Consider the following 22,069-nt stretch of genomic DNA (forward strand, 5'->3'; position numbering starts at 1 on the left):
ATTCATACGCCCGGTCGAATGTGGTGCATGCGCAACAAAAGGTGTCAAGTTCGTCAAGAGCCCGCCGGAGGCGGTTTCGGGCGGCTTGCGAGGCAGCATTTTTCGGGCCTGGTCACCACGCGCGCGAGGCGCTTCCAGGTGCCGTTTTCGCGCGTCCCACTAATAGGTATACGCATGTCGCCGGGAGCGGATGCGGTGCATGGTAGAATCGCGTGATGCGCTGCGCTCGCAGATGCATAGGGGTAGGCCCAAGCGGTGAGGTGAAGAACGCGTTTCCCTCATCGTCTTCGCGCGTAAACGATACGGACAATGGATCAATTCGCCAAAGAGACTCTACCAATCTCCCTAGAGGAGGAAATGCGCCGCTCGTATATCGAGTACGCAATGAGCGTGATTGTAGGGCGCGCGCTTCCCGATGTCCGCGATGGTCTCAAGCCGGTTCACCGGCGCGTGCTGTACGCCATGCACGAACTGAACAACGACTGGAACCGGGCGTACAAGAAGTCGGCGCGTATCGTCGGCGATGTGATCGGTAAGTACCACCCGCACGGCGATTCGGCCGTATACGACACGATCGTCCGCATGGCGCAGGACTTTTCGCTGCGCTACATGCTCGTCGACGGACAAGGCAATTTCGGATCGGTCGACGGCGACAACGCCGCGGCGATGCGTTACACCGAAATCCGCATGGCCAAGATCGGCCATGAACTGCTCGCCGACATCGACAAGGAAACGGTCGACTTCCAGCCGAACTACGACGGCAGCGAAAACGAGCCGACCATTCTGCCCGCGCGCATTCCGAACCTGCTGATCAACGGCTCGTCGGGCATTGCCGTCGGCATGGCGACGAACATCCCGCCGCACAATCTGACCGAAATCGTCGACGCCTGCCATCACCTGCTGAAGAATCCCGAAGCGACGATCGACGAGCTGATCGAGATCGTGCCGGCGCCGGATTTTCCGACGGCAGGCATCATCTATGGCGTCGCCGGCGTGCGCGACGGCTACCGCACGGGGCGCGGGCGCGTCGTGATGCGCGCGGCCACGCACTTCGAAGAGATCGATCGCGGCCAGCGCATGGCGATCATCGTCGACGAACTGCCGTATCAGGTGAACAAGCGTTCGCTGCTCGAGCGGATCGCCGAGCTCGTGAATGAGAAAAAGCTGGAAGGCATCTCGGACATTCGCGACGAATCCGACAAGAGCGGCATGCGCGTCGTGATCGAGCTGAAGCGCGGCGAAGTACCTGAGGTGATTCTCAACAATCTCTACAAGGCGACGCAGCTCCAGGACACGTTCGGCATGAACATGGTCGCGCTGGTCGACGGTCAGCCGAAGCTGCTGAACCTGAAGGAAATGCTGTCGCATTTCCTGTCGCACCGACGCGAAGTCCTGACGCGGCGCACCGTATACGAACTGCGCAAGGCCCGCGAACGCGGCCATGTGCTCGAAGGTCTCGCGGTTGCGCTTGCCAACATCGACGATTTCATCGCGATCATCAAGGCCGCGCCGACGCCGCCTATCGCGAAGCAGGAGTTGATGGACCGCTCGTGGGATTCGTCGATCGTGCGGGAAATGCTGCAACGCGCGGAGACGGACAACGCGTCGTCGGGCGGCCGCACTGCGTATCGGCCGGAAGGCCTGAACCCGGCGTACGGCATGCAGCCCGACGGGCTTTATCGTCTGTCGGACACGCAGGCGCAGGAAATTCTGCAGATGCGCCTGCAACGCCTGACGGGTCTCGAGCAGGACAAGATCCTCGGCGAGTACCGCGACGTGATGGCGCAAATCGCCGACCTGCTGGATATCCTGGCCCGTCCCGAGCGCATAACTTCCATCATCTTCGACGAACTCACATCGATCAAGAGCGAATTTGGCGACGAACGCCGCTCGCGGATCGAGATGAACGCGACTGAGCTGAACACCGAAGACCTCATCACGCCGCAAGACATGGTCGTGACGATGTCGCACTCCGGTTATGTGAAATCGCAGCCGTTGTCCGAATATCGCGCCCAGAAGCGCGGAGGTCGCGGCAAGCAGGCGACCCAGATGAAGGAAGACGACTGGATCGACACGCTCTTCATCGCGAACACGCATGACCACATCCTGTGCTTCTCGAACCGCGGCCGCGTTTACTGGCTGAAGGTGTACGAGGTGCCGCAAGGTTCGCGCAATTCGCGCGGCCGCCCGATCGTCAACATGTTCCCGCTGCAGGACGGCGAGAAGATCACCGTCGTGCTGCCCGTCAAGGAATTTTCGGCTGACAAGTTCGTTTTCATGGCGACGGCGCTGGGCACGGTCAAGAAGACGCCGCTCGAAGCATTCAGCCGCCCGTTGAAGAAGGGCATCATCGCGGTCGGTCTGGACGACGGTGATTACCTGATCGGCGCGGCGATCACCGACGGCGAGCACGACGTGATGCTGTTCTCGGATTCGGGCAAGGCTGTCCGCTTCGACGAGAACGACGTTCGTCCGATGGGCCGCGAAGCGCGCGGCGTGCGTGGCATGCAGCTCGAGGACGGTCAGCAGGTGATTGCGCTGCTCGTCGCGGGCGACGAACAGGAGTCGGTGCTGACGGCCACGGAAAACGGCTACGGCAAGCGCACCCCGATCACGGAATACACGCGCCACGGCCGCGGCACGAAGGGCATGATCGCGATTCAGACGTCCGAGCGTAACGGCAAGGTGGTCGCCGCGACGCTGGTCGACTCGGACGCGCAGATCATGCTGATCACGAATACGGGCGTGCTGATCCGCACGCGTGTGTCGGAAATTCGAGAAATGGGCCGCGCTACGCAAGGTGTTACACTCATCAGCCTTGATGAAGGCACCAAGCTTTCCGGTCTGCAGCAGGTTGCTGAAGCGGAAGCAGACGTGGACGGCGACGCCGACGCGCCTGCGGACGAAGCGGGCGGCGACGATAACGAAGCGTCGTAATCTGTAGCGAAGCTTCTCAAGTAATGCGTAAAGCCGCGCGGGCATGTTGAGCGCATCGGGCCGATGCGCCGCCTGCGCGGCGAAGCAGTTAGGTTAATTTCTCTTAGGGAGTAGTGATGCAAAAACGTTTCAAGCAGTTGATGGTTCTGGCCGCTTTCGTCCCGACCCTCGCGATGGCGCAAGCGCTGCAAACCCAGCAGCCGGCTCCGGCTGCCCCGGCAGCTGCGGCCCCCGTCGACCCGGCGAAGCAGGCTGCCATCAAGAATCTGCTCGACGCGATCGACGCACAGAAGCTGGTCGGCGCAATCGGCAATAGCGCGCAGATGCAGGCAAAGCAGCTGGTCCCGGCGATCCTGTCGGACGCGCTGTCGGAAAACAAGACGATGACGGACAAGCAAAAGCAGGCTTCCGTTCCGTCGCTGCAGAAGAATGCCGTGCCGAAGCTGGTTGACTCGGCAGGTCAGGTTTTCGCAACGGACGCATTCAAGCAGGACGCGATGCAAGCTCAATACGACGCTTATGCGAAGTACTACAGCACGCAGGAAATCAACGATCTTACCGCGTTCTACAAGAGCCCGACGGGCCGCAAGTTCATCCAGGTTCAAGACCAGGTTGGCCGCGACGTCGTGAACGGTCTGATGCAGAAGTACATGCCGCAATCGATCAAGGCAACGCGCGATCAGGCTGACAAGGAAGTCGCTTCCGTCAAGCCGGCGAAGTAAGCAGGTCGAACGAGGCTGAACGGCGCGCGATGCGCCTGCCACGGGTGATGTGAGAGGGGAGGCGTTAATTCCCTTGAAACGCCGGGGTTTGGCGGGTTTCGAGCGTCAATGCGATAATGGCCGTTTGCGCTTGCGCGCAGACGGCCATTTTCTTTCAGGCGCGGTTTTCGGCTCTTTCCCATGCCGCGTGCCTGCTTCCCAGGGTTCTCACGATGCGCGTCTTCAATTTCTCCGCCGGTCCTGCGGCCATGCCCGAAGAAGTGCTGCGTCAGGCAGCCGACGAAATGCTCGATTGGCGCGGCAGCGGCATGAGCGTGATGGAAATGAGCCATCGCGGCAAAGAGTTCATGGCGATCCATGAAGAGGCGCTGACCGATCTGCGCGACTTGCTGCAGGTGCCCGCGAGCCATCAGATTCTCTTCCTGCAAGGCGGCGGGCTCGGCGAAAACGCAATCGTGCCGATGAACCTGATGGGCCGCAAGGCGCGCGCGGACTTCGTCGTGACCGGCTCCTGGTCGCAGAAGTCGTTCAAGGAAGCTCAGAAATACGGCGCGGCGCATATCGCGGCGAGCGGCGAAACGGCCGAAGGCTTCACCCGCGCGCCGGCGCGCGCCGAGTGGAACCTGTCCGACGATCCCGCCTACGTGCACCTTTGCACGAACGAAACGATCCACGGCGTCGAGACGTTTGAAATTCCCGATCTCGGCGATATTCCGCTCGTTGCCGACGCGTCGTCGCATATCCTGTCGCGCCCGATGGACATCGCCAAATATGGCGTGCTGTTCGGCGGCGCGCAGAAGAATATCGGCATGGCGGGCGTGACCGTCGTGATCGTGCGCGAGGATCTGCTGGACCGTTCGATGACCGTGTGTCCGTCGGCATTCGAATGGAAGACGGTCGCGCTGAACAATTCGATGTACAACACGCCGCCCACTTATGCGATCTACATCGCAGGGCTGGTGTTCAAGTGGCTGAAGAAGCAAGGTGGGTTGACCGCGATCGAGGCACGCAACGTCGAAAAGGCGAAGCTGCTGTACGACACGATCGATTCATCGAGCTTCTATCTGAACAAGGTAGAGCGCAACGCGCGGTCGCGGATGAACGTACCGTTCTTCCTCGCCGACGAGTCGCGCAATGAAGATTTCCTGGCCGGCGCGAAAGCGCGCGGGCTGGTGCAGCTGAAGGGCCACAAGTCCGTCGGCGGCATGCGGGCGTCGATTTACAACGCGGTGCCGCTCGAAGGCGTCAAAGCGCTTGTCGAGTACATGAGGGAATTCGAACAGCGCAGCGCGTGATCATTCCCGTCGCAGCGCGCGCATCTTCTCCGAACTGGCCCCATACAGGACTCGTAGCGGTCCTTTAGAAGCATGGACGACGAACTCAACTCTCAACTCAAACCGCTGCGCGAACGCATCGACGCGATCGACGCGCAGCTCATCGCGCTGCTGAATCAGCGCGCGGCGGTCGCACTCGAAGTCGGCGAGGTCAAGAAGCACTTCAACGCGCCCGTGTTTCGTCCGGAGCGCGAGCAGCAGGTGATTGCCCGTCTGCAGGACATGAGCGAAGGGCCGCTCGCAGGCGAGCACATCAGCGCGATCTGGCGCGAAATCATGGCCGCGAGCCGCGCGCTGGAGAAGAACATCACAGCCGCGTACCTCGGGCCGGCCGGCACGTATAGCGAACAGGCGATGCACGAGTACTTCGGTCAGTCGATCGAAGGCTTGCCGTGTTCGTCGATCGACGAGGTGTTTCGCTCGGTCGAAGCGGGCGGAGCGGAATTCGGCGTCGTACCGATCGAGAATTCGACGGAAGGCGCGGTGTCGCGCACGCTCGATCTGCTGCTGCAAACGCAACTGCTGATCGGCGGCGAACTCGCGTTGCCTATCCATCACAATCTGCTCACCCTCAACGGCGGCCTGGCTGGCGTGACGCGCGTGTGCGCGCACGCGCAGGCGCTTGCCCAGTGTCAGCGCTGGCTGGCCACGCACGCGCCGCATCTGGAGCGCCAGGCCGTGTCGAGCAATGCCGAAGCCGCGCGCATGGCGGCGGAAGATCCGACCATCGCGGCAATCGCGGGCGACCGGGCCGCGACGCAGTACGGTCTGCAGGTCGCGTACGCGCTGATCCAGGACGACCCGCACAACCGCACGCGTTTCGTGATGATCGGCAAGCAGCCGACGGGCGCGAGCGGCTATGACAAGACCTCGCTGATCGTATCCGTCGCGAACGAGCCGGGTGCGATGTTCAAGCTGCTCGAACCGCTCGCGCGCCACGGCGTGTCGATGACGCGTTTCGAGTCGCGTCCGGCGCGCGTCGGCACGTGGGAGTATTACTTCTACATCGACGTCGAAGGCCATCGTGACGACGCGCCCGTTTCGGCCGCGCTTGCCGATCTCGGCCGGAAAGCAGACTTCCTGAAAATTCTCGGCTCGTATCCGCGCGCCCGCTGATTCGTCCGACATCGCGTTTCGCAACTATTTCGCAACCAGTAAGCAAGCCCAGGAATTATCCGGAGATACACATGACAACGTCTTTCGGTCCGTCTTATGTTCGCGCGATCGCGCCTTATGTGGCTGGCAAGCCGATTTCGGAAGTCGCGCGCGAATTTGGGCTGGACGAAGCGCGTATCGTGAAGCTCGCGTCGAACGAGAATCCGCTCGGCATGCCGGAATCCGCGAAGACGGCGATGGCGCAGGCGGCGAGCGAACTCGGCCGCTATCCGGACGCGAATGCGTTCGAACTGAAGGCCGCGCTGTCCGCGGAATACGACGTGCCCGCCGACTGGATCACGCTTGGCAACGGTAGCAACGACATTCTGGAACTGGCCGCGCATGCGTTCGTCGAGAAGAACCAGTCGGTCGTCTATGCGCAGTACTCGTTCGCCGTGTACGCACTGGCGACGCAGGGCCTCGGCGCACGCGCGATCGTCGTGCCCGCCGTGAAGTACGGCCACGATCTCGATGCGATGCTGGCCGCCATCAGCGACGACACGCGCCTCGTTTTCGTCGCGAACCCGAACAATCCGACGGGCACATTCATCGACGGCGCGACGATCGAAGCCTTTCTGTCGAAGGTGCCGCGCCACGTCGCCGTGGTGCTCGACGAGGCGTACACGGAATATCTGAGCGCCGACAAGCGCTACGACTCGATCGCCTGGGTGCGCCGTTATCCGAACCTGCTGGTGTCGCGCACGTTCTCGAAGGCATTCGGCCTCGCCGGTCTGCGCGTCGGCTTCGCCATCGCGCAGCCGGAACTAACCGATCTGATGAACCGTCTGCGTCAGCCGTTCAATGTGAACACGCTCGCGCAAGCGGCCGCGATCGCCGCGCTCAACGACAAGCCATTCCTGGAAAAGAGCGCCGAACTGAATGCGCAAGGCTATCGCCGCCTGACGCAAGCGTTCGACAAGCTCGGTCTCGAATACGTGCCGTCGCACGGCAACTTCGTGCTGGTGCGCGTCGGCAACGACGACGGCGCAGGTAACCGCGTGAATCTCGAACTGCTGAAGCAGGGCGTGATCGTGCGGCCGGTGGGCAACTACGGCCTGCCGCAGTGGCTGCGCGTGACGATCGGCCTGCCGGAGGAAAACGAGGCATTCATCGCGGCGCTTGAAAAGACGCTGGCAACGGCTTGAGCGTATCAATGCAATCCGCGCGCCTCGAAAAAAGCGAGGCGCGTTTTTTCTGTGACTGACGTGGCAGCGTTCTCTTTCGACAAACTGGTGATTTTCGGCGTCGGGCTGATCGGCGGATCGCTTGCGCGCGCGCTGCGCGAACGCGGCGACGCGGGCGGCGAGCGGCGTGTGATCGGCGTGGGGCGGACGGCGGCTTCGACGGAGCGCGCGCTCGAGCTGGGCGTGATCGACGCGAGCGCCTCGCTCGCCGACGACACCGCGCTGCGCGCTGCGTTGAAAGGCGCCGACGTGGTGCTGCTGGCTGCGCCTGTCGCCCAGACGCAGCCGTTGCTCGAACGCATCGCGCCGTTTCTCGACCCTTCAACCATCGTCACCGACGCTGGCAGCACGAAGTCGGACGTCGTTGCGGCGGCACGCGCGGCGCTGGGCGAGCGCATCGGCCAGTTCGTGCCTGGTCATCCGATTGCGGGCCGCGAATCGAGCGGTGTCGACGCCGCGTTGCCCGACCTGTACGTGAACCGGAACGTCGTGCTGTGCGCGTTGCCGGAGAATGCGCAAGCATCCGTCGACCGTATTGCCGCGATGTGGCGCGCGACGGGCGCCAGCGTGCACGCAATGCCGCCCGAGCAGCACGACCGCGTGTTCGCATCAGTCAGCCATTTGCCGCACGTGTTGTCGTTCGCGCTGGTTGAGCAAATTCTCAATTCATCCGACGCCGCGCTCAAGTTTTCCTTCGCGGCGGGCGGATTCCGCGACTTCACGCGGATTGCCGCGTCGAGCCCGGAAATGTGGCGCGACGTCTGCGTGGCGAACCGCGCGGCGCTGCTCGATGAAATCGACGCCTACACGGCCGTGCTGGCGGGCCTGCGCAGAGCGATCGAAGCCGGCGACGGTGCCACGCTCGAAGCTGTGTTCGCCCGATCGCGCGCGGCGCGCAGCGAATGGCAGGAACGCGCCACGCCCACGCAAAAAGCGTCGCCCGAACGCTGCGCAACCGACGACGCGTCGAAATAACTGGACATTGGAATTCACATGGAACATCTCGATCTCGGACCTTTTTCCGGCGCGTCCGGCACCGTCCGTCTGCCCGGCTCGAAGAGCATCTCGAACCGCGTGCTGCTGCTCGCGGCCTTGTCCGAGGGCGAGACGACGATTACCAATCTGCTCGATTCCGACGACACCCGCGTGATGCTCGACGCGCTCGAAAAGCTCGGCGTGAAGGTCAAGCGCGACGGCGACACGTGCGTCGTGACGGGCACGCGCGGCGCGCTCCCCGCGGCGCGCGCAGATCTTTTCCTCGGCAACGCGGGCACGGCGGTGCGGCCCCTGACGGCAGCGCTCGCGGTGAACGGCGGCGACTACCGGATTCACGGCGTGCCGCGCATGCACGAGCGGCCCATCGGCGATCTGGTCGACGGGCTGCGGCAGATCGGCGCGAAGATCGATTACGAAGAGAACGAAGGCTTTCCGCCGCTGCGCATCCGTCCGGCGCAGATTTCCGTCGATGCGCCCATCCGCGTGCGCGGCGACGTGTCCAGCCAGTTCCTGACGGCGCTCCTGATGACGCTGCCGCTCGTCAAGACGGAAAGCGGCGAGACGATCGTCGAAGTGGCGGGCGAGCTGATTTCAAAGCCATATATCGAGATCACGATCGCGTTGATGGCGCGCTTTGGCATCAAGGTCGAACGGTTCGGCTGGGAGCGCTTCACGATTCCCAACGGCGTGCGCTACCAGTCGCCGGGCAGGATCATGGTAGAAGGCGACGCGTCGTCCGCCTCGTATTTCCTCGCGGCAGGCGCGCTGGGCGGCGGGCCGCTGCGTGTCGAAGGCGTGGGGCGCGCGAGCATCCAGGGCGACGTCGGGTTCGCGACGGCGCTGATGAAGATGGGCGCGAACGTCACGATGGGCGACGACTGGATCGAAGTGCGTGGCGTCGGCAACGACCGCGGCAAGCTCGATCCCATCGACATGGACTTCAACCTGATTCCCGACGCGGCAATGACGATCGCCGTCGCTGCGCTGTTCGCCGACGGCACGTCCACGCTGCGCAACATCGCAAGCTGGCGCGTGAAGGAAACCGACCGTATCGCCGCGATGGCGACCGAACTCCGCAAAGTGGGCGCGAAGGTGCAGGAGGGCGAGGATTTCCTCGTCGTCACGCCGCCTGAAACGCTGACGCCGAACGCCGCAATCGACACTTACGACGATCACCGTATGGCGATGTGTTTCTCGCTCGTGAGCCTGGGCGGCGTGCCCGTGCGGATCAACGATCCGAAATGCGTCGGCAAGACGTTTCCCGATTACTTCGAACGCTTCCTCGCGCTCGCCCAACCCTGACCCGTCTTGACAACATTCGCTGCCTGTTCCGACGGGCGACTTTCTCGATGAAACCGACCCGTCCCTTTCACCAGACCCCCGTCATCACGATCGACGGCCCGACCGCATCCGGCAAAGGCACCGTGGCCGCCGTGGTGGCCGCCGAACTCGGCTTTCATCTGCTGGACAGCGGTGCGCTGTACCGGCTCGCCGCGCTCGCCAGCATGCGCTACGACATCGCCGCCGACGACGCGGACGCCCTTGCAAAACTGATCGGCGAACTTCATATCACCTTCCGCGAGGGCATTGCGCAACTGGATGGCGTCGACGTATCCACCGACATCCGCGCCGAGGAAGTCGGCAACCGGGCGTCGGCGATCGCCGTTCATGCGCCCGTCAGAGCTGCCCTGGTGGCCCGTCAACGGGCCTTTCGCAAGCAGCCGGGCCTCGTCGCGGACGGCCGCGACATGGGCACGGTGATCTTTCCCGACGCGGTCCTGAAGGTGTTTTTGACGGCCAGCGTCGAGGCTCGCGCGGCCCGCCGGCATAAGCAATTGATCCAAAAAGGATTTTCTGCTAATATGGATGACTTGCTCCGGGATTTGCGTGAACGCGACGAGCGCGACAGCAAGCGCGCAGCCGCGCCGCTCAAGCCTGCAGCGGATGCGCAGCTCCTCGATACCTCGGCATTGTCGATCGACCAGGCGGTCGAACAGGTGACGCAGTGGTACAAGGCGCTGGTCCCGCAAAGCTGAACACGGGATCTCGCATCGAAGTGTTTTTGTTGTTGTGTAGGTGCCTCGTGAGCAAACACGAAGCGATTGTTTAACCCTTAACCCCGTATGGCTTTCGCTCCTTTGCCGTAGTGATGAACCGTGGTGGTTCACCTGACGCTGCGAGAACCATGCAAATTCAGATTTTTATGTCCGACCTGCAAACCTCTACCCCGAATACCGAATCTTTTGCGGCTCTGTTCGAAGAGTCGCTGACCAAGCAAGACATGCGCGCCGGCGAAGTGATCTCCGCCGAAGTCGTGCGTGTCGACCACAACTTCGTGGTCGTCAACGCTGGTCTCAAGTCCGAAGCCTACATCCCGCTCGAAGAGTTCCTGAATGACGCGGGCGAGGTAGAAGTGCAGGCGGGCGACTTCGTTTCCGTCGCGATCGACGCGCTGGAAAACGGCTACGGCGACACCATCCTGTCGCGCGACAAGGCGAAGCGTCTGGCTTCGTGGCTGTCGCTGGAAAAGGCCCTCGACAACAACGAACTCGTGACGGGCACCATCACGGGCAAGGTCAAGGGCGGCATGACCGTCATGGTCAACGGCATTCGCGCATTCCTGCCGGGCTCGCTGGTCGACACGCGCCCTGTCAAGGACACGACGCCGTACGAAGGCAAGACGCTGGAATTCCGCGTCATCAAGCTGGACCGCAAGCGTAACAACGTCGTGCTGTCGCGCCGCGCTGTCATCGAAGCGACGCAAGGCGAAGAGCGCGCAAAGCTGCTCGAAACGCTGAAGGAAGGCGCGATCGTCGAAGGCGTGGTCAAGAACATCACCGACTACGGCGCGTTCGTGGACCTCGGCGGTATCGACGGCCTGCTGCACATCACCGACATCGCATGGCGTCGCGTGCGTCACCCGTCGGAAGTGCTGTCGGTTGGCCAGGAAGTCACGGCAAAGATCCTCAAGTTCGACCAGGAAAAGAACCGCGTTTCGCTCGGTATCAAGCAACTGGGCGACGATCCGTGGGAAGGCATCTCGCGCCGTTACCCGTCGGGCACGCGTCTGTTCGGCAAGGTCACGAACATCACCGACTACGGCGCGTTCGTTGAAGTCGAGTCGGGCATCGAAGGCCTCGTGCACGTGTCGGAAATGGACTGGACGAACAAGAACGTTGCGCCGTCGAAGGTTGTCCAGCTGGGCGACGAAGTCGAAGTCATGGTTCTCGAAATCGACGAAGACCGCCGCCGTATCAGCCTCGGCATGAAGCAATGCAAGCCGAACCCGTGGGACGACTTCAGCCGCAATTTCAAGAAGGGCGACAAGATCCAGGGCGCAATCAAGTCGATCACCGACTTCGGCGTGTTCATCGGTCTGCCTGGCGGCATCGACGGTCTGGTTCACCTGTCGGACCTGTCGTGGTCGGAAACGGGCGAAGAAGCTGTTCGCAAGTACAAGAAGGGCGACGAAGTGGAAGCGATCGTTCTCGGCATCGACGTCGAGAAGGAACGTATTTCGCTGGGTATCAAGCAGCTCGAAGGCGACCCGTTCAGCAACTTCGTTGCCATGAACGACAAGGGTTCGATCGTTGACGGCGTGGTCAAGACGGTTGACGCGAAGGGTGCAGTGGTTCAGCTGACGGCGGACGTCGAAGGCTACCTGCGCGCTTCGGAAATCGCACAAGACCGCGTGGAAGACGCTCGCAACGTGCTGAAGGAAGGCGACAAGGTCAATGCGATGATCATCAACATCGACCGCAAGTCGCGTGGCATCAACCTGTCGATCAAGGCCAAGGATTCGGCTGAGCAACAGGAAGCGATTCGCGGCCTGGCAGCTGACACCAGCTCGGCAGCCAGCGGCACGACGAACCTGGGCGCGCTGCTGAAGGCCAAGCTCGACGGCCAGAACCAGTAAGCCTTAAGGGGTCTGCTGCAGTATGACCAAATCAGAATTGGTCGCCCAGCTGGCTGCGCGATTTCCGCAACTTGTCCTTAAGGATGCGGATTTCGCGGTGAAGACGATGCTCGATGCGATGTCGGACGCTCTGGCGAACGGCCATCGCATCGAAATTCGCGGCTTCGGCAGCTTTGGCCTGAATCGCCGTCCATCCCGCGTCGGGCGCAACCCGAAGTCGGGCGAAAAAGTGTTGGTGCCTGAGAAGTACGTGCCGCACTTCAAGCCTGGTAAGGAGTTGCGCGAACGCGTCGATCGTCGTGCGGGCGAGCCTTTGAAAGCCGAATCCGCGGACGACGATCTTTAAGCCGGCTCTGTGCTGTATTCGCAGTTCAGGTTGAAGCTCGCCGTGGCTACGTCAGTCAGACGGCATTGACCAGAAAAAGCGCCTCAGGGCGCTTTTTTTTCGTCCGTCTCCAGGTCCTCCCGCCGTCGATATCGAGCGTATGGGGACATGGTTGACACTTCTGCGATTGCGCACCATTTTCCAGCCCAAAAACGACAGTAAGGCATCGCGATCCGCACGGCTGCGCCAGTCGACATAGGCTTCATTTACAATACGGGTCACTTCGGCGCGGGCAAACACCGTGGCGCGACGCGTCATCAAGCCGGCGTCATCCCGCAACCGCCGTCAAGAGATCAATACATGAAATTTATCGTCTGGCTGATTCGCGTGCTGGTGTTCGTGCTGCTGCTGGTGCTTGCACTGTCCAATACGCAAAGCGCTACGCTGAATTTCCTCGCCGGGTATTCGTGGCAGGCGCCGTTGATTCTGATCGGCCTCGCGTTCTTCGTCGTGGGCTTGCTGGCCGGTCTCGTATCGTCGCTGCCGGCAATGTTCCGCCTGCGGATGGAAAACGGCCGGCTCAAGCGGGAACTGCGCGTGGCGCGCGAAACGCCCGCGGTCGTCGAAGAACCGCCTATGCCGCCGCTCATCTAGCCCTTTCACGCCGCGCGCCACCCGCGCGGCCTCTTTCGCACTCCGCACATTCGCATGGATCTAGACCTCTGGTGGCTGCTCGTCATACCCGTCGCGTTCGCGTTCGGCTGGGTGGCTGCGCGTTACGACCTCAAGACGCTGTTGTCCGAAAGCGCCAACCTGCCGCGTTCTTATTTTCGCGGACTAAACTTTCTGTTGAACGAGCAGCCGGACCAGGCCATCGACGCCTTCATCGAAGTCGTCAAGCTCGATCCGGAAACGATTGAACTGCACTTTGCGCTCGGCAACCTGTTTCGCCGCCGGGGTGAAACGGACCGCGCGATCCGCGTGCATCAGAACCTGCTGAGCCGCGCCGACTTGCCCGCCAACGAGCGTGATCATGCGCTGTACGAACTCGGGCAGGACTTTCTGAAGGCGGGCCTGCTGGACCGCGCGGAAGAGACGTTCAAGGCGCTGCAATCGGGCGACTACGCGCTCGGCGCACAGCGCTCGCTGCTCACGATCTATCAGATCGAAAAAGACTGGAACAAGTCGATCGACACCGCGCGCCGGCTCGAAACGATGGGCGCCGCTTCGCTCGATAAGGAAATCGGCCACTTTCATTGCGAGCTCGCGCAGGAAGCGCTGCAGCAGAAGAAGCCGGATGAGGCCCGCCGCCAGCTGGATCTCGCGTTGAAGGCGTATCCGCAGAACGTGCGCGCGACGATCCTGTTTGGCGATGTGGATGCGGCGGCCGGCGAGTACGACAAGGCGATTGCACAGTGGCTGCACGTGGAGCAACAGAATGCCGCGTATCTGCCGCTCGTCGCTGAAAAGCTGATGAAGGCCTACGAAGCGCTAGGCCGTCAGGAAGCGGGCGCCGATCTGCTGACGTCGTGGGTGGACCGTTATCCGTCGAACGATCTGCTCGACGTCGCGTATCAGCACGTGTCGGCGCTGCGCGGTCCGGAGGCGGCGCATGCGCTCGCGCGTACGCAGATGCAGAAGTCACCGAATCTCGCCGGCATGACGCGCCTGCTCGAAGCGCAACAGGCCGTGGCCGAAGAACCGCGTCGCAGCGAACTGGAATTGATGCGCACGCTGATCCGTCAGCGCACCAAGAATCTGCCACGGTACACGTGCCAGAATTGCGGCTTCCGGGCACGGCTGTTCTATTGGCAGTGTCCCGGCTGCAGCGGTTGGGAAACCTATGCGCCGCGCCGCGTCGAGCCAATCACGGCGTCCAGCTGAGATCTGGCGCGCGCATGAACGCGGGCAGCAAAGCCGTCACGCAGCATCGAAGCGTCGAATATTGAACCGGCACCATCTACCGGGAAGCGTATGAAAATCACCATTATCGGCACGGGTTACGTAGGTCTCGTCACGGGCGCATGTCTTGCCGAAGTCGGCAACGACGTTTTCTGTCTGGACGTCGATCCGCGCAAGATCGACATTCTCAACAACGGCGGCATGCCGATTCACGAGCCGGGCCTGCGGGAGATCATCGCGCGCTCGCGCGCAGCCGGGCGCATCACGTTTTCGACCGATGTCGAAGCGAGTGTCGCGCACGGCGAGATCCAGTTCATCGCGGTGGGCACGCCGCCCGACGAGGACGGCTCCGCCGATCTGCAATACGTACTGGAAGCGGCCCGCAACATCGGCCGCACGATGAACGGCTTCAAGGTGATCGTCGACAAGTCGACGGTGCCCGTCGGCACCGCGCAGCGCGTGCGCGCGGTGATCGCGGAAGAACTGGAAAAGCGCGGTCTCGCGGATAGCGCGCAGCATCGGTTTTCGATCGTGTCGAATCCGGAGTTCCTGAAAGAAGGCGCGGCCGTCGACGACTTCATGCGCCCGGATCGCATCGTCGTCGGCGTCGACAATGATGAAGACGGCGACAAGGCGCGCGAGAAAATCCGACGCCTGTACGCACCGTTCAACCGCAATCACGAGCGTACGCTATACATGGACGTGCGCTCGGCCGAATTCACGAAATACGCGGCCAACGCGATGCTGGCCACGCGCATCTCGTTCATGAACGAGATGGCGAATCTGGCCGACACCGTCGGCGCGGATATCGAAGCGGTGCGTCGCGGCATCGGCTCGGACCCGCGCATCGGCTATCACTTTCTGTACGCGGGGGTCGGCTACGGCGGCTCGTGCTTCCCGAAGGACGTGCAGGCGTTGATCCGCACGGGCAGCGAGATGGGCCACAGCCTGCGCATTCTCGAAGCCGTCGAAGAGGTGAACCACGAGCAGAAGGAAGTGCTGGTGCGCAAGATCACGGACGCGCTCGGCGAGGATCTGAGCGGCCGCACGTTCGCGGTGTGGGGCCTGTCGTTCAAGCCGAATACCGACGACATGCGCGAGGCGCCCAGCCGCCGCGTGATCGCGCAACTGCTCGCGCGCGGCGCGACGGTGCGCGCGTACGATCCCGTCGCGACATCGGAGGCGAAGCGTGTTTTCGCGCTCGATCTGGCCGGCACACCCGACCATCAGGCGCGCCTGCACTTCGCGGGCACGCAGGACGAGACGCTGGCGGGCGCGGATGCGCTGGTCATCGTGACGGAATGGAAGGAATTCAAGAGCCCGGACTTCACGCATCTGAAGTCCGAGCTGAAAACGCCGTTGATCTTCGACGGCCGCAATCTGTATGAACCCGAGGCGATGTCCGAACTTGGCATCGACTATCACTCGATTGGACGTCCGTATGCACGACCCGCTGAACATTCATCCGACTCCGACCGTGCCTGAAGGCGCGACGCTCGCGCCCGAGGTCGGCGTCGTCGCGCGCGAGCGGCTGGCGGCGGCTCGCGTGCTGGTCGTCGGCGACGTGATGCTGGACCGCTACTGGTTCGGCGACGTCAATCGCATCTCACCGGAAGCGCCTGTGCCCGTGGTGCTGGTACAGAAACAGGAGGACCGGCTGGGCGGCGCGGCGAACGTCGCGCGCAACGCTGCGGCGCTCGGCGCGCAGGCGGGCCTGCTGTGCGTGGTCGGCCACGATGAGCCGGGTGAGCGCGTCGTGCAACTGCTCGGCGATAGCGGCGTCGCACCGCATCTCGAGCGCGACCCGGAACTGCCGACGACAATCAAGCTGCGCGTGCTGTCGCGTCAGCAGCAGCTGTTGCGCGTCGACTTCGAGAAGGCGCCTGCGCATGAAGCGCTGCTCGCCGGGCTCGCTCGCTACGACGCGTTGCTGCCGACCCACGACGTGATCCTGATGTCGGATTACGCGAAGGGCGGCCTCACGCACGTCACGCAGATGATCGCGAAGGCGCGCGCGGCGGGCAAGCCGGTGCTGGTCGATCCGAAGGGCGACGACTGGGAGCGCTATCGCGGCGCGACGCTGATCACGCCGAACCGCGCGGAATTGCGCGAAGTGGTCGGGCAGTGGAAATCCGAAGCCGATTTGCATGCGCGCGTGGCGAGGCTGCGCGCCGAGCTTGACCTGAAAGCGCTGCTGCTCACGCGCTCGGAAGAGGGCATGACGCTCTTCTCCGACGAAGGTGTGTTGCACGCGGCGGCTGTCGCTCGCGAAGTGTATGATGTGTCCGGCGCAGGCGACACCGTGATCGCGACGCTCGCCGTGATGCTCGGCGCGGGCCTGCCGCTGGACGAAGCCGTGTCGCTCGCGAATCGCGCGGCGGGGATCGTGGTCGCCAAGCTCGGCACGGCCACCGTCGACTACGACGAACTCTTTCATCATTGATGCCCGCGCGCGCCAGCCTGCTCGCGCGGCGCGCGGTTCATCTCCGCATCCGTTGACTCTCATCACAGCAGGACGATCATGACACTCATCGTCACCGGCGCGGCTGGTTTTATCGGCAGCAATATCGTCAAGGCGCTCAACGAGCGCGGCGAAGACCGCATCATCGCCGTCGACAATCTGACGCGCGCCGACAAATTCAAGAATCTCGTCGATTGCGAAATCGACGACTATCTCGACAAGACCGAATTCGTCGAGCGCTTTGCGCGCGGCGACTTCGGCAAGGTGCGTGCGATTTTCCACGAAGGCGCCTGCTCGGACACGATGGAAACCGACGGCCGTTACATGATGGATAACAACTTCCGCTATAGCCGCGCGGTGCTCGATGCATGTCTCGCGCAAGGCGTGCAGTTTCTGTATGCATCGTCGGCGGCGACGTATGGCGGATCGACGCGCTTTGTCGAAGAGCGCGCAGTCGAAGCGCCGCTCAATGTGTACGGCTATTCGAAGTTCCTGTTCGACCAGGTGATCCGGCGTGTGTTGCCTACGGCGAAAAGCCAGATCGCGGGCTTCCGCTACTTCAATGTGTACGGGCAGCGCGAGGCGCACAAGGGACGCATGGCGTCCGTCGCGTTCCACAACTTCAACCAGTTCCGCGCCGAAGGCAAGGTCAAGCTGTTCGGCGAGTACAACGGCTATGCAGCAGGCGAGCAGACGCGCGACTTCGTCTCCGTCGAGGACGTGGCGAAGGTCAACCTGTATTTCTTCGATCACCCGGAGAAGTCGGGCATCTTCAATCTGGGCAGCGGCCGCGCACAGCCGTTCAACGATATCGCGTCGACGGTCGTCAACACGTTGCGCGTGCTCGACGGCGAGGCCGCGTTGTCGCTGGCGGAGCTGGTGCAGCGCGGGTTGATCGAGTACGTGCCGTTCCCCGATGCGCTGCGCGGCAAGTATCAGTGCTTCACGCAGGCCGACCAGACGAAGCTGCGGGCAGCGGGCTACGACGCGCCGTTCCTGACCGTGCAGGAAGGCGTCGATCGCTACGTGCGTTGGCTATTCGGCCAGGTGTAAATCGTTCGCACACCTCTCTACACTGGGGTCTCCCGGTTGGTGATCGTCACCGGCCGGTGTTTCAGGGAGATTCCACATGTTCAAAAAAATCCTCGTCACGGCGGCCATGCTCGCCGCTTTCGGCCAGGCGTTCGCGTCGGTCGACGTCAATTCCGCTAACGAAGCCGCGCTGCGCGGCATCAAGGGCATTGGTCCCGCTAAGGCCAAGGCCATTCTCGACGAACGCGCGGCGCACGGTCCGTTCAAGGACGCGGCCGATCTCAGCAAGCGGGTCAAGGGCCTGGGGGGGCATACCGTCGAGCGTTTGCAGGCCGAGGGCCTTGCTGTCGGCACATCGGGTGCTGGTGCGACGGCTGTCGCTGCTGCTGTCGCACAGGCTGGGGCGCCGCACAAGGCCGCGCCCGCTGCGAAGAACGACACGGCAGTGGTGGTCAAGAAATAGCCTTTTGATCTGACCGTATGACGCGCACGCCTGGCGCGTGAAGCCTCACGCGCCAGGCGTGCGTCCGTCTCGGGTCTGGATGTTTTCTTGGCGGGGGTTGTCACAGACCTCCCTTCAGCCGTCATTCAGATGACTGGCTCCCGCGGCAGATCCAGCCTGCCGCGGTTTTTTGCGCTTCTCCCGGCGCGCTGCGCAAAGGGAAACTGGCGCTGACGCATCCATGCGCGCATCAGGGGCAGCCGGCAGTGCTGCCCCCGGTAGTTTAGAATCAACAGATTCAAGACTTCGCGCACCGTCACAGCACGCACCGATATGGCTTACAAAACAATTGAAGACACGATCGGCAATACGCCCCTCATTCAGCTCGTCCGACTCGTGGACGACGACATCCGCAGCCGCAACAACATCGTGCTCGGCAAGCTGGAGGGCAACAATCCGGCCGGTTCGGTGAAGGACCGCCCGGCGCTTTCGATGATCAAGAAAGCGGAACAGCGCGGACGCATCAAACCGGGCGACACGCTGATCGAAGCGACGAGCGGCAACACGGGCATCGCGCTCGCGATGGCGGCGGCGATCAAGGGCTACAAAATGATCCTGGTCATGCCCGAGGACCTGTCGCTGGAGCGCCGTCAGAGCATGGCCGCATACGGCGCGCAGATTCTGTTGACGCCCGTCACGGGCGGCATGGAGTACGCACGCGATCTCGCCGAGCAGATGCAGCGCGAAGGTAAGGGCATCATCCTCGACCAGTTCGGAAATCCTGACAATCCGCTCGCGCATTACGAAGCGACGGGGCCCGAAATCTGGCGTGACACGGAAGGACGGATCACGCACTTCGTGTCGGCGATGGGCACGACGGGCACGATCATGGGCGTGTCGCAGTATCTGAAGGAACAGAATCCCGCAATCGAGATCATCGGCGCGCAGCCGGAAGAGGGTTCGCGCATTCCGGGCATCCGCAAATGGCCGGAAGCGTATCTGCCCAAAATTTTCGACCGCAGCCGTGTCGATCGCGTCGAGAACGTGAGCCAGGCGGCGTCGGAGGCGATGGCGCGCCGGATGGCGGCTGTCGAAGGCGTGTTCTGCGGCATTTCGTCGGCGGGCGCGTGTGAAGTGGCGCTGCGCATCGCGCGCCAGGTCGAGAACGCGACAATCGTGTTCATCGTCTGCGATCGCGGCGACCGTTATCTGTCGACAGGCGTGTTCCCCGCGTGACACAGCTCGCCGCGCGCGGCGATGTCAGCAAAAGCAAAACGCCGGCGCAAGCCGGCGTTTTCGCATGCATTGAAAACGGGCGCGGCTATTGCGACGCCGCGGGCGTCGACGCATTGCCCGCTTCCGTCGCGGCCATCTGCGCTTTCACGCGTTCGCCGAGCTGATACACGGCCAGCGCATAGAAAAAGCTGCGGTTGTAGCGCGTCAGCACGTAGAAGTTCTTCAGGCCCAACGTGTATTCCGTCTGCCGGCCCGGCGAGGGCAGATCGACCACGGTCACGGGCGTGCCCGCTTCCGTGCGCGTATCGAGGCCCGGCTCGTTCATCAGCATGCCCGCCTTCAGCAGTTGCTGCAGCGACCAGCGCGGTTCCGGCGCGCCCGTCGCCGCCGCTTGCGCGATGCCGAGGCTGCCGGTGTCAGTGGCGATATTCCACACGACCGGGCGGCCCGTTTCCCAGCCGTTCTTGCTCAGATAATTCGCGACGCTGCCGATCGCATCGGCCTGGCTTGTGCGCAGATCGATCCGCTTGTTGCCGTCGTAGTCGACCGCGTATTGGACGATGCTGCTCGGCAGGAACTGCGGAATGCCGATCGCGCCCGTGTAGGAACCGAGCACGGTGGTCGGATCGATTTGAGAATCGCGCGTCCACACGAGATAGTCTTCGAGATTCTTGCGGAACGTCATCATCCGGTCCGCGCGATTCGGCGTGTTCGGGTAGTCGAACGAGAGCGTGGTCAGCGCGTCGAGCACGCGGAAGTTGCCCATGTAGCGCCCATAAATCGTCTCGACGCCGATAATGCCGACGATCACTTCGGGCGGCACGCCATATTGCTCGTACGCGCGTTGCAGCGTTGCCTGGTTCGCGCGCCAGAACTTCACGCCCGCGTTGATGCGCACCGGGTCGAGAAAGCGCCCCTGATACACGCGCCAGTTCTTGACGGACGGCGTCGGCGATGGCGTCACGAGCTTCACGGCCGTCGCCGAATAGCTGACGCGCGCAAACAGTGCGTGCAGTCCCGCCGGATCGAAGCCCTGCCGCGCGGCCATGTCGTTGATGAACGAATCGACATCGGCGTTGTTCGCGTAGCGCTGCGGCACGATCTCTTCTTCGAACGTTTGCCCTTGCGCCGGCTGCTCGGGTTGCCCCTGCGCGAGTTGCACGCGCGGCTTGCCGACAGTCTGCGCCGAAGCCGGGCCGACTCCCGCGAACGCGCACCATGCGATGGACAGTGCGGCGGCTACAGTCGTTGCGCGTAGCCGAGAGTGTGCGGACGGAGCAAGCTTGACGGTCATGGTGAACTGGGATGTGTGCGGGCAAAAAAAGTTACGGGGCAGTATACCCGACGGGGTTCGCGAAACTGTGCAGAAGCGTTGCCGCATCACGGTCCCGGCGCATCGTGTGGTAACTTCGTAGTATTCGCGCAACCTGCTTGCGTCAATGGACGGAGACATGCAGTGCGCTTTCGCGATCCGCGAGGCGCGCTGCCCGAAATCAACACATGGCAACCGGTTTCTTTTCACACGCAGACTGTCTGCAACATGAGATGGGCCAATGGCATCCCGAATGCCCGGCCCGCCTGCAGGCGATCGAAGACCAACTGATCGCGAGCCGCATCGGCGAGCTGATCGAGCGCGAGTCCGCGCCGCTTGCCGATGAAGCCGCGCTGTTGCGCGTGCATACGAAGGCGCACGTCGACTACATCCGCGAGCGTGCGCCGAGCGAGGGCTACGCGGAGATCGATCCCGACACGTCGATGAACCCGCATACGTGGAACGCGGCGTTGCGCGCAGCGGGTGCGGCGGTCGCGGCGACGGATGCCGTGATCGAAGGCCGTTACGACAATGCGTTTTGCAGTGTGCGACCGCCCGGCCATCACGCGGAGCCGGCGCGCGCGATGGGCTTCTGCTTTTTCAACAACGTCGCGATTGCCGCGCGGCACGCGCTGGAAGTGCATGGCCTCGAACGCGTTGCGATCATCGATTTCGACGTGCATCACGGAAACGGCACCGAGGCCGCGTTTGCGAACGACTCGCGCGTGCTGATGTGCAGCATCTTCCAGCATCCGTTTTATCCGTTCACGGGCGCCGACAACCAGGCGCCGAACATGTGCAACGTGCCTATCGCGGCGCGCTCGAAGGGCATGGTGGTGCGCGAAGCCGTCGACATGATCTGGCTGCCGCGTCTCGACGCATTCAAGCCGCAGATGCTGTTCGTGTCGGCGGGTTTCGACGCGCATCGCGAGGACGATCTCGGCAATATGGCGCTGGTCGAGGACGATTACGCGTGGATCACGGAGCAGATTCGCCAGGTTGCGGCGAAGTACGCTAAAGGGCGCATCGTCAGCTGCCTGGAGGGCGGCTACAACCTGTCGGCGCTCGGGCGCAGCGTCGTCGCGCACGTGCGGGCGCTGGCCGATCTCTGACGG

General features: G+C 62.9%; 19 protein-coding genes. 18 read left to right on the top strand and 1 reads right to left on the bottom strand.

Features of this window, described 5'->3' with window-relative positions; translation table 11 throughout:
• The first annotated feature begins 309 nt into the window (after nt 1–309).
• The 17 genes from gyrA (at nt 310) to cysM (ending at nt 19,642) form a co-directional block, all read left to right on the top strand.
• A complete protein-coding gene (gene gyrA / locus KFO72_RS29035) occupies nt 310–2,937 on the top strand; it encodes a DNA gyrase subunit A (RefSeq protein ID WP_107201878.1) in 2,628 nt (875 codons plus the stop codon).
• A gap of 116 nt (nt 2,938–3,053) precedes the next feature.
• Nucleotides 3,054–3,659, top strand: a complete 606-nt coding sequence (locus KFO72_RS29040; RefSeq protein ID WP_054934074.1) for a DUF2059 domain-containing protein — start codon at nt 3,054–3,056, stop codon at nt 3,657–3,659.
• 212 nt (nt 3,660–3,871) lie between these two features.
• Nucleotides 3,872–4,954: a 3-phosphoserine/phosphohydroxythreonine transaminase gene (gene serC, locus KFO72_RS29045; protein WP_035990040.1), complete on the top strand. Its 1,083-nt coding sequence runs from the start codon at nt 3,872–3,874 to the stop codon at nt 4,952–4,954.
• A 72-nt stretch (nt 4,955–5,026) separates the two neighbouring features.
• Nucleotides 5,027–6,109, top strand: a complete 1,083-nt coding sequence (gene pheA / locus KFO72_RS29050; RefSeq protein WP_060601820.1) for a prephenate dehydratase — start codon at nt 5,027–5,029, stop codon at nt 6,107–6,109.
• A gap of 71 nt (nt 6,110–6,180) precedes the next feature.
• Nucleotides 6,181–7,293 (top strand): histidinol-phosphate transaminase, encoded by a 1,113-nt coding sequence (gene hisC / locus KFO72_RS29055; RefSeq protein WP_225033580.1) that lies wholly within the window; start codon nt 6,181–6,183, stop codon nt 7,291–7,293.
• 51 nt (nt 7,294–7,344) lie between these two features.
• Nucleotides 7,345–8,307 (top strand): prephenate dehydrogenase, encoded by a 963-nt coding sequence (locus KFO72_RS29060; protein ID WP_225033581.1) that lies wholly within the window; start codon nt 7,345–7,347, stop codon nt 8,305–8,307.
• Between the two features lie 18 nt (nt 8,308–8,325).
• Nucleotides 8,326–9,630, top strand: coding sequence for a 3-phosphoshikimate 1-carboxyvinyltransferase (aroA, locus tag KFO72_RS29065; protein WP_225033582.1), 1,305 nt, complete (start codon nt 8,326–8,328; stop codon nt 9,628–9,630).
• 47 nt (nt 9,631–9,677) lie between these two features.
• Complete coding sequence (cmk, locus tag KFO72_RS29070) at nt 9,678–10,364, top strand: (d)CMP kinase (protein ID WP_054934079.1); 687 nt, start codon at nt 9,678–9,680, stop codon at nt 10,362–10,364.
• A 149-nt stretch (nt 10,365–10,513) separates the two neighbouring features.
• Entirely contained in the window at nt 10,514–12,244 is a 1,731-nt protein-coding gene (gene rpsA / locus KFO72_RS29075; RefSeq protein ID WP_054934080.1) for a 30S ribosomal protein S1, read from the top strand.
• 22 nt (nt 12,245–12,266) lie between these two features.
• Entirely contained in the window at nt 12,267–12,590 is a 324-nt protein-coding gene (locus KFO72_RS29080) for an integration host factor subunit beta (RefSeq protein ID WP_054934081.1), read from the top strand.
• 339 nt (nt 12,591–12,929) lie between these two features.
• On the top strand, nt 12,930–13,223 hold the full coding sequence (locus KFO72_RS29085) for a lipopolysaccharide assembly LapA domain-containing protein (RefSeq protein WP_007576449.1): 294 nt from the start codon (nt 12,930–12,932) through the stop codon (nt 13,221–13,223).
• Nucleotides 13,224–13,277: 54 nt separating this feature from the next.
• Nucleotides 13,278–14,453, top strand: a complete 1,176-nt coding sequence (gene lapB, locus KFO72_RS29090) for a lipopolysaccharide assembly protein LapB (protein WP_054934082.1) — start codon at nt 13,278–13,280, stop codon at nt 14,451–14,453.
• 90 nt (nt 14,454–14,543) lie between these two features.
• Complete coding sequence (locus KFO72_RS29095; RefSeq protein WP_225033583.1) at nt 14,544–15,956, top strand: UDP-glucose dehydrogenase family protein; 1,413 nt, start codon at nt 14,544–14,546, stop codon at nt 15,954–15,956.
• Entirely contained in the window at nt 15,913–16,914 is a 1,002-nt protein-coding gene (rfaE1, locus tag KFO72_RS29100; RefSeq protein ID WP_051453772.1) for a D-glycero-beta-D-manno-heptose-7-phosphate kinase, read from the top strand. The genes KFO72_RS29095 and rfaE1 overlap by 44 nt, the downstream gene beginning before the upstream one ends.
• Before the next feature lie 78 nt (nt 16,915–16,992).
• A complete protein-coding gene (gene rfaD / locus KFO72_RS29105; RefSeq protein ID WP_107201882.1) occupies nt 16,993–17,985 on the top strand; it encodes an ADP-glyceromanno-heptose 6-epimerase in 993 nt (330 codons plus the stop codon).
• 76 nt (nt 17,986–18,061) lie between these two features.
• Nucleotides 18,062–18,427 carry a ComEA family DNA-binding protein gene (locus tag KFO72_RS29110; protein ID WP_225033584.1) on the top strand — a complete coding sequence of 122 codons (366 nt, stop codon included), beginning with the start codon at nt 18,062–18,064 and terminating at the stop codon, nt 18,425–18,427.
• Between the two features lie 312 nt (nt 18,428–18,739).
• Nucleotides 18,740–19,642 (top strand): cysteine synthase CysM, encoded by a 903-nt coding sequence (gene cysM / locus KFO72_RS29115; RefSeq protein WP_054934084.1) that lies wholly within the window; start codon nt 18,740–18,742, stop codon nt 19,640–19,642.
• Between the two features lie 85 nt (nt 19,643–19,727).
• Here the strand turns inward: cysM and mltB are convergent, their stop codons facing one another.
• Entirely contained in the window at nt 19,728–20,936 is a 1,209-nt protein-coding gene (mltB, locus tag KFO72_RS29120; RefSeq protein ID WP_225033585.1) for a lytic murein transglycosylase B, read from the bottom strand.
• Nucleotides 20,937–21,142: 206 nt separating this feature from the next.
• Here mltB and KFO72_RS29125 point away from each other — a divergent pair, with 206 nt between their 5' ends.
• Complete coding sequence (locus KFO72_RS29125) at nt 21,143–22,066, top strand: histone deacetylase family protein (RefSeq protein WP_054934086.1); 924 nt, start codon at nt 21,143–21,145, stop codon at nt 22,064–22,066.
• Nucleotides 22,067–22,069 lie beyond the last annotated feature (3 nt).

Source organism: Paraburkholderia sp. XV, assembly GCF_020177535.1.
GTDB classification, from domain to species: domain Bacteria; phylum Pseudomonadota; class Gammaproteobacteria; order Burkholderiales; family Burkholderiaceae; genus Paraburkholderia; species Paraburkholderia caribensis.

Coding starts and splice junctions, on each gene's coding strand:
- gyrA (WP_107201878.1), top strand. CDS start 310: ATGGATCAATTCGCCAAAGAGACTCTACCAATCTCCCTAGAGGAGGAA.
- KFO72_RS29040 (WP_054934074.1), top strand. CDS start 3,054: ATGCAAAAACGTTTCAAGCAGTTGATGGTTCTGGCCGCTTTCGTCCCG.
- serC (WP_035990040.1), top strand. CDS start 3,872: ATGCGCGTCTTCAATTTCTCCGCCGGTCCTGCGGCCATGCCCGAAGAA.
- pheA (WP_060601820.1), top strand. CDS start 5,027: ATGGACGACGAACTCAACTCTCAACTCAAACCGCTGCGCGAACGCATC.
- hisC (WP_225033580.1), top strand. CDS start 6,181: ATGACAACGTCTTTCGGTCCGTCTTATGTTCGCGCGATCGCGCCTTAT.
- aroA (WP_225033582.1), top strand. CDS start 8,326: ATGGAACATCTCGATCTCGGACCTTTTTCCGGCGCGTCCGGCACCGTC.
- cmk (WP_054934079.1), top strand. CDS start 9,678: ATGAAACCGACCCGTCCCTTTCACCAGACCCCCGTCATCACGATCGAC.
- rpsA (WP_054934080.1), top strand. CDS start 10,514: ATGCAAATTCAGATTTTTATGTCCGACCTGCAAACCTCTACCCCGAAT.
- KFO72_RS29080 (WP_054934081.1), top strand. CDS start 12,267: ATGACCAAATCAGAATTGGTCGCCCAGCTGGCTGCGCGATTTCCGCAA.
- KFO72_RS29085 (WP_007576449.1), top strand. CDS start 12,930: ATGAAATTTATCGTCTGGCTGATTCGCGTGCTGGTGTTCGTGCTGCTG.
- lapB (WP_054934082.1), top strand. CDS start 13,278: ATGGATCTAGACCTCTGGTGGCTGCTCGTCATACCCGTCGCGTTCGCG.
- KFO72_RS29095 (WP_225033583.1), top strand. CDS start 14,544: ATGAAAATCACCATTATCGGCACGGGTTACGTAGGTCTCGTCACGGGC.
- rfaE1 (WP_051453772.1), top strand. CDS start 15,913: ATGCACGACCCGCTGAACATTCATCCGACTCCGACCGTGCCTGAAGGC.
- rfaD (WP_107201882.1), top strand. CDS start 16,993: ATGACACTCATCGTCACCGGCGCGGCTGGTTTTATCGGCAGCAATATC.
- KFO72_RS29110 (WP_225033584.1), top strand. CDS start 18,062: ATGTTCAAAAAAATCCTCGTCACGGCGGCCATGCTCGCCGCTTTCGGC.
- cysM (WP_054934084.1), top strand. CDS start 18,740: ATGGCTTACAAAACAATTGAAGACACGATCGGCAATACGCCCCTCATT.
- mltB (WP_225033585.1), bottom strand. CDS start 20,936: ATGACCGTCAAGCTTGCTCCGTCCGCACACTCTCGGCTACGCGCAACG.
- KFO72_RS29125 (WP_054934086.1), top strand. CDS start 21,143: ATGGCAACCGGTTTCTTTTCACACGCAGACTGTCTGCAACATGAGATG.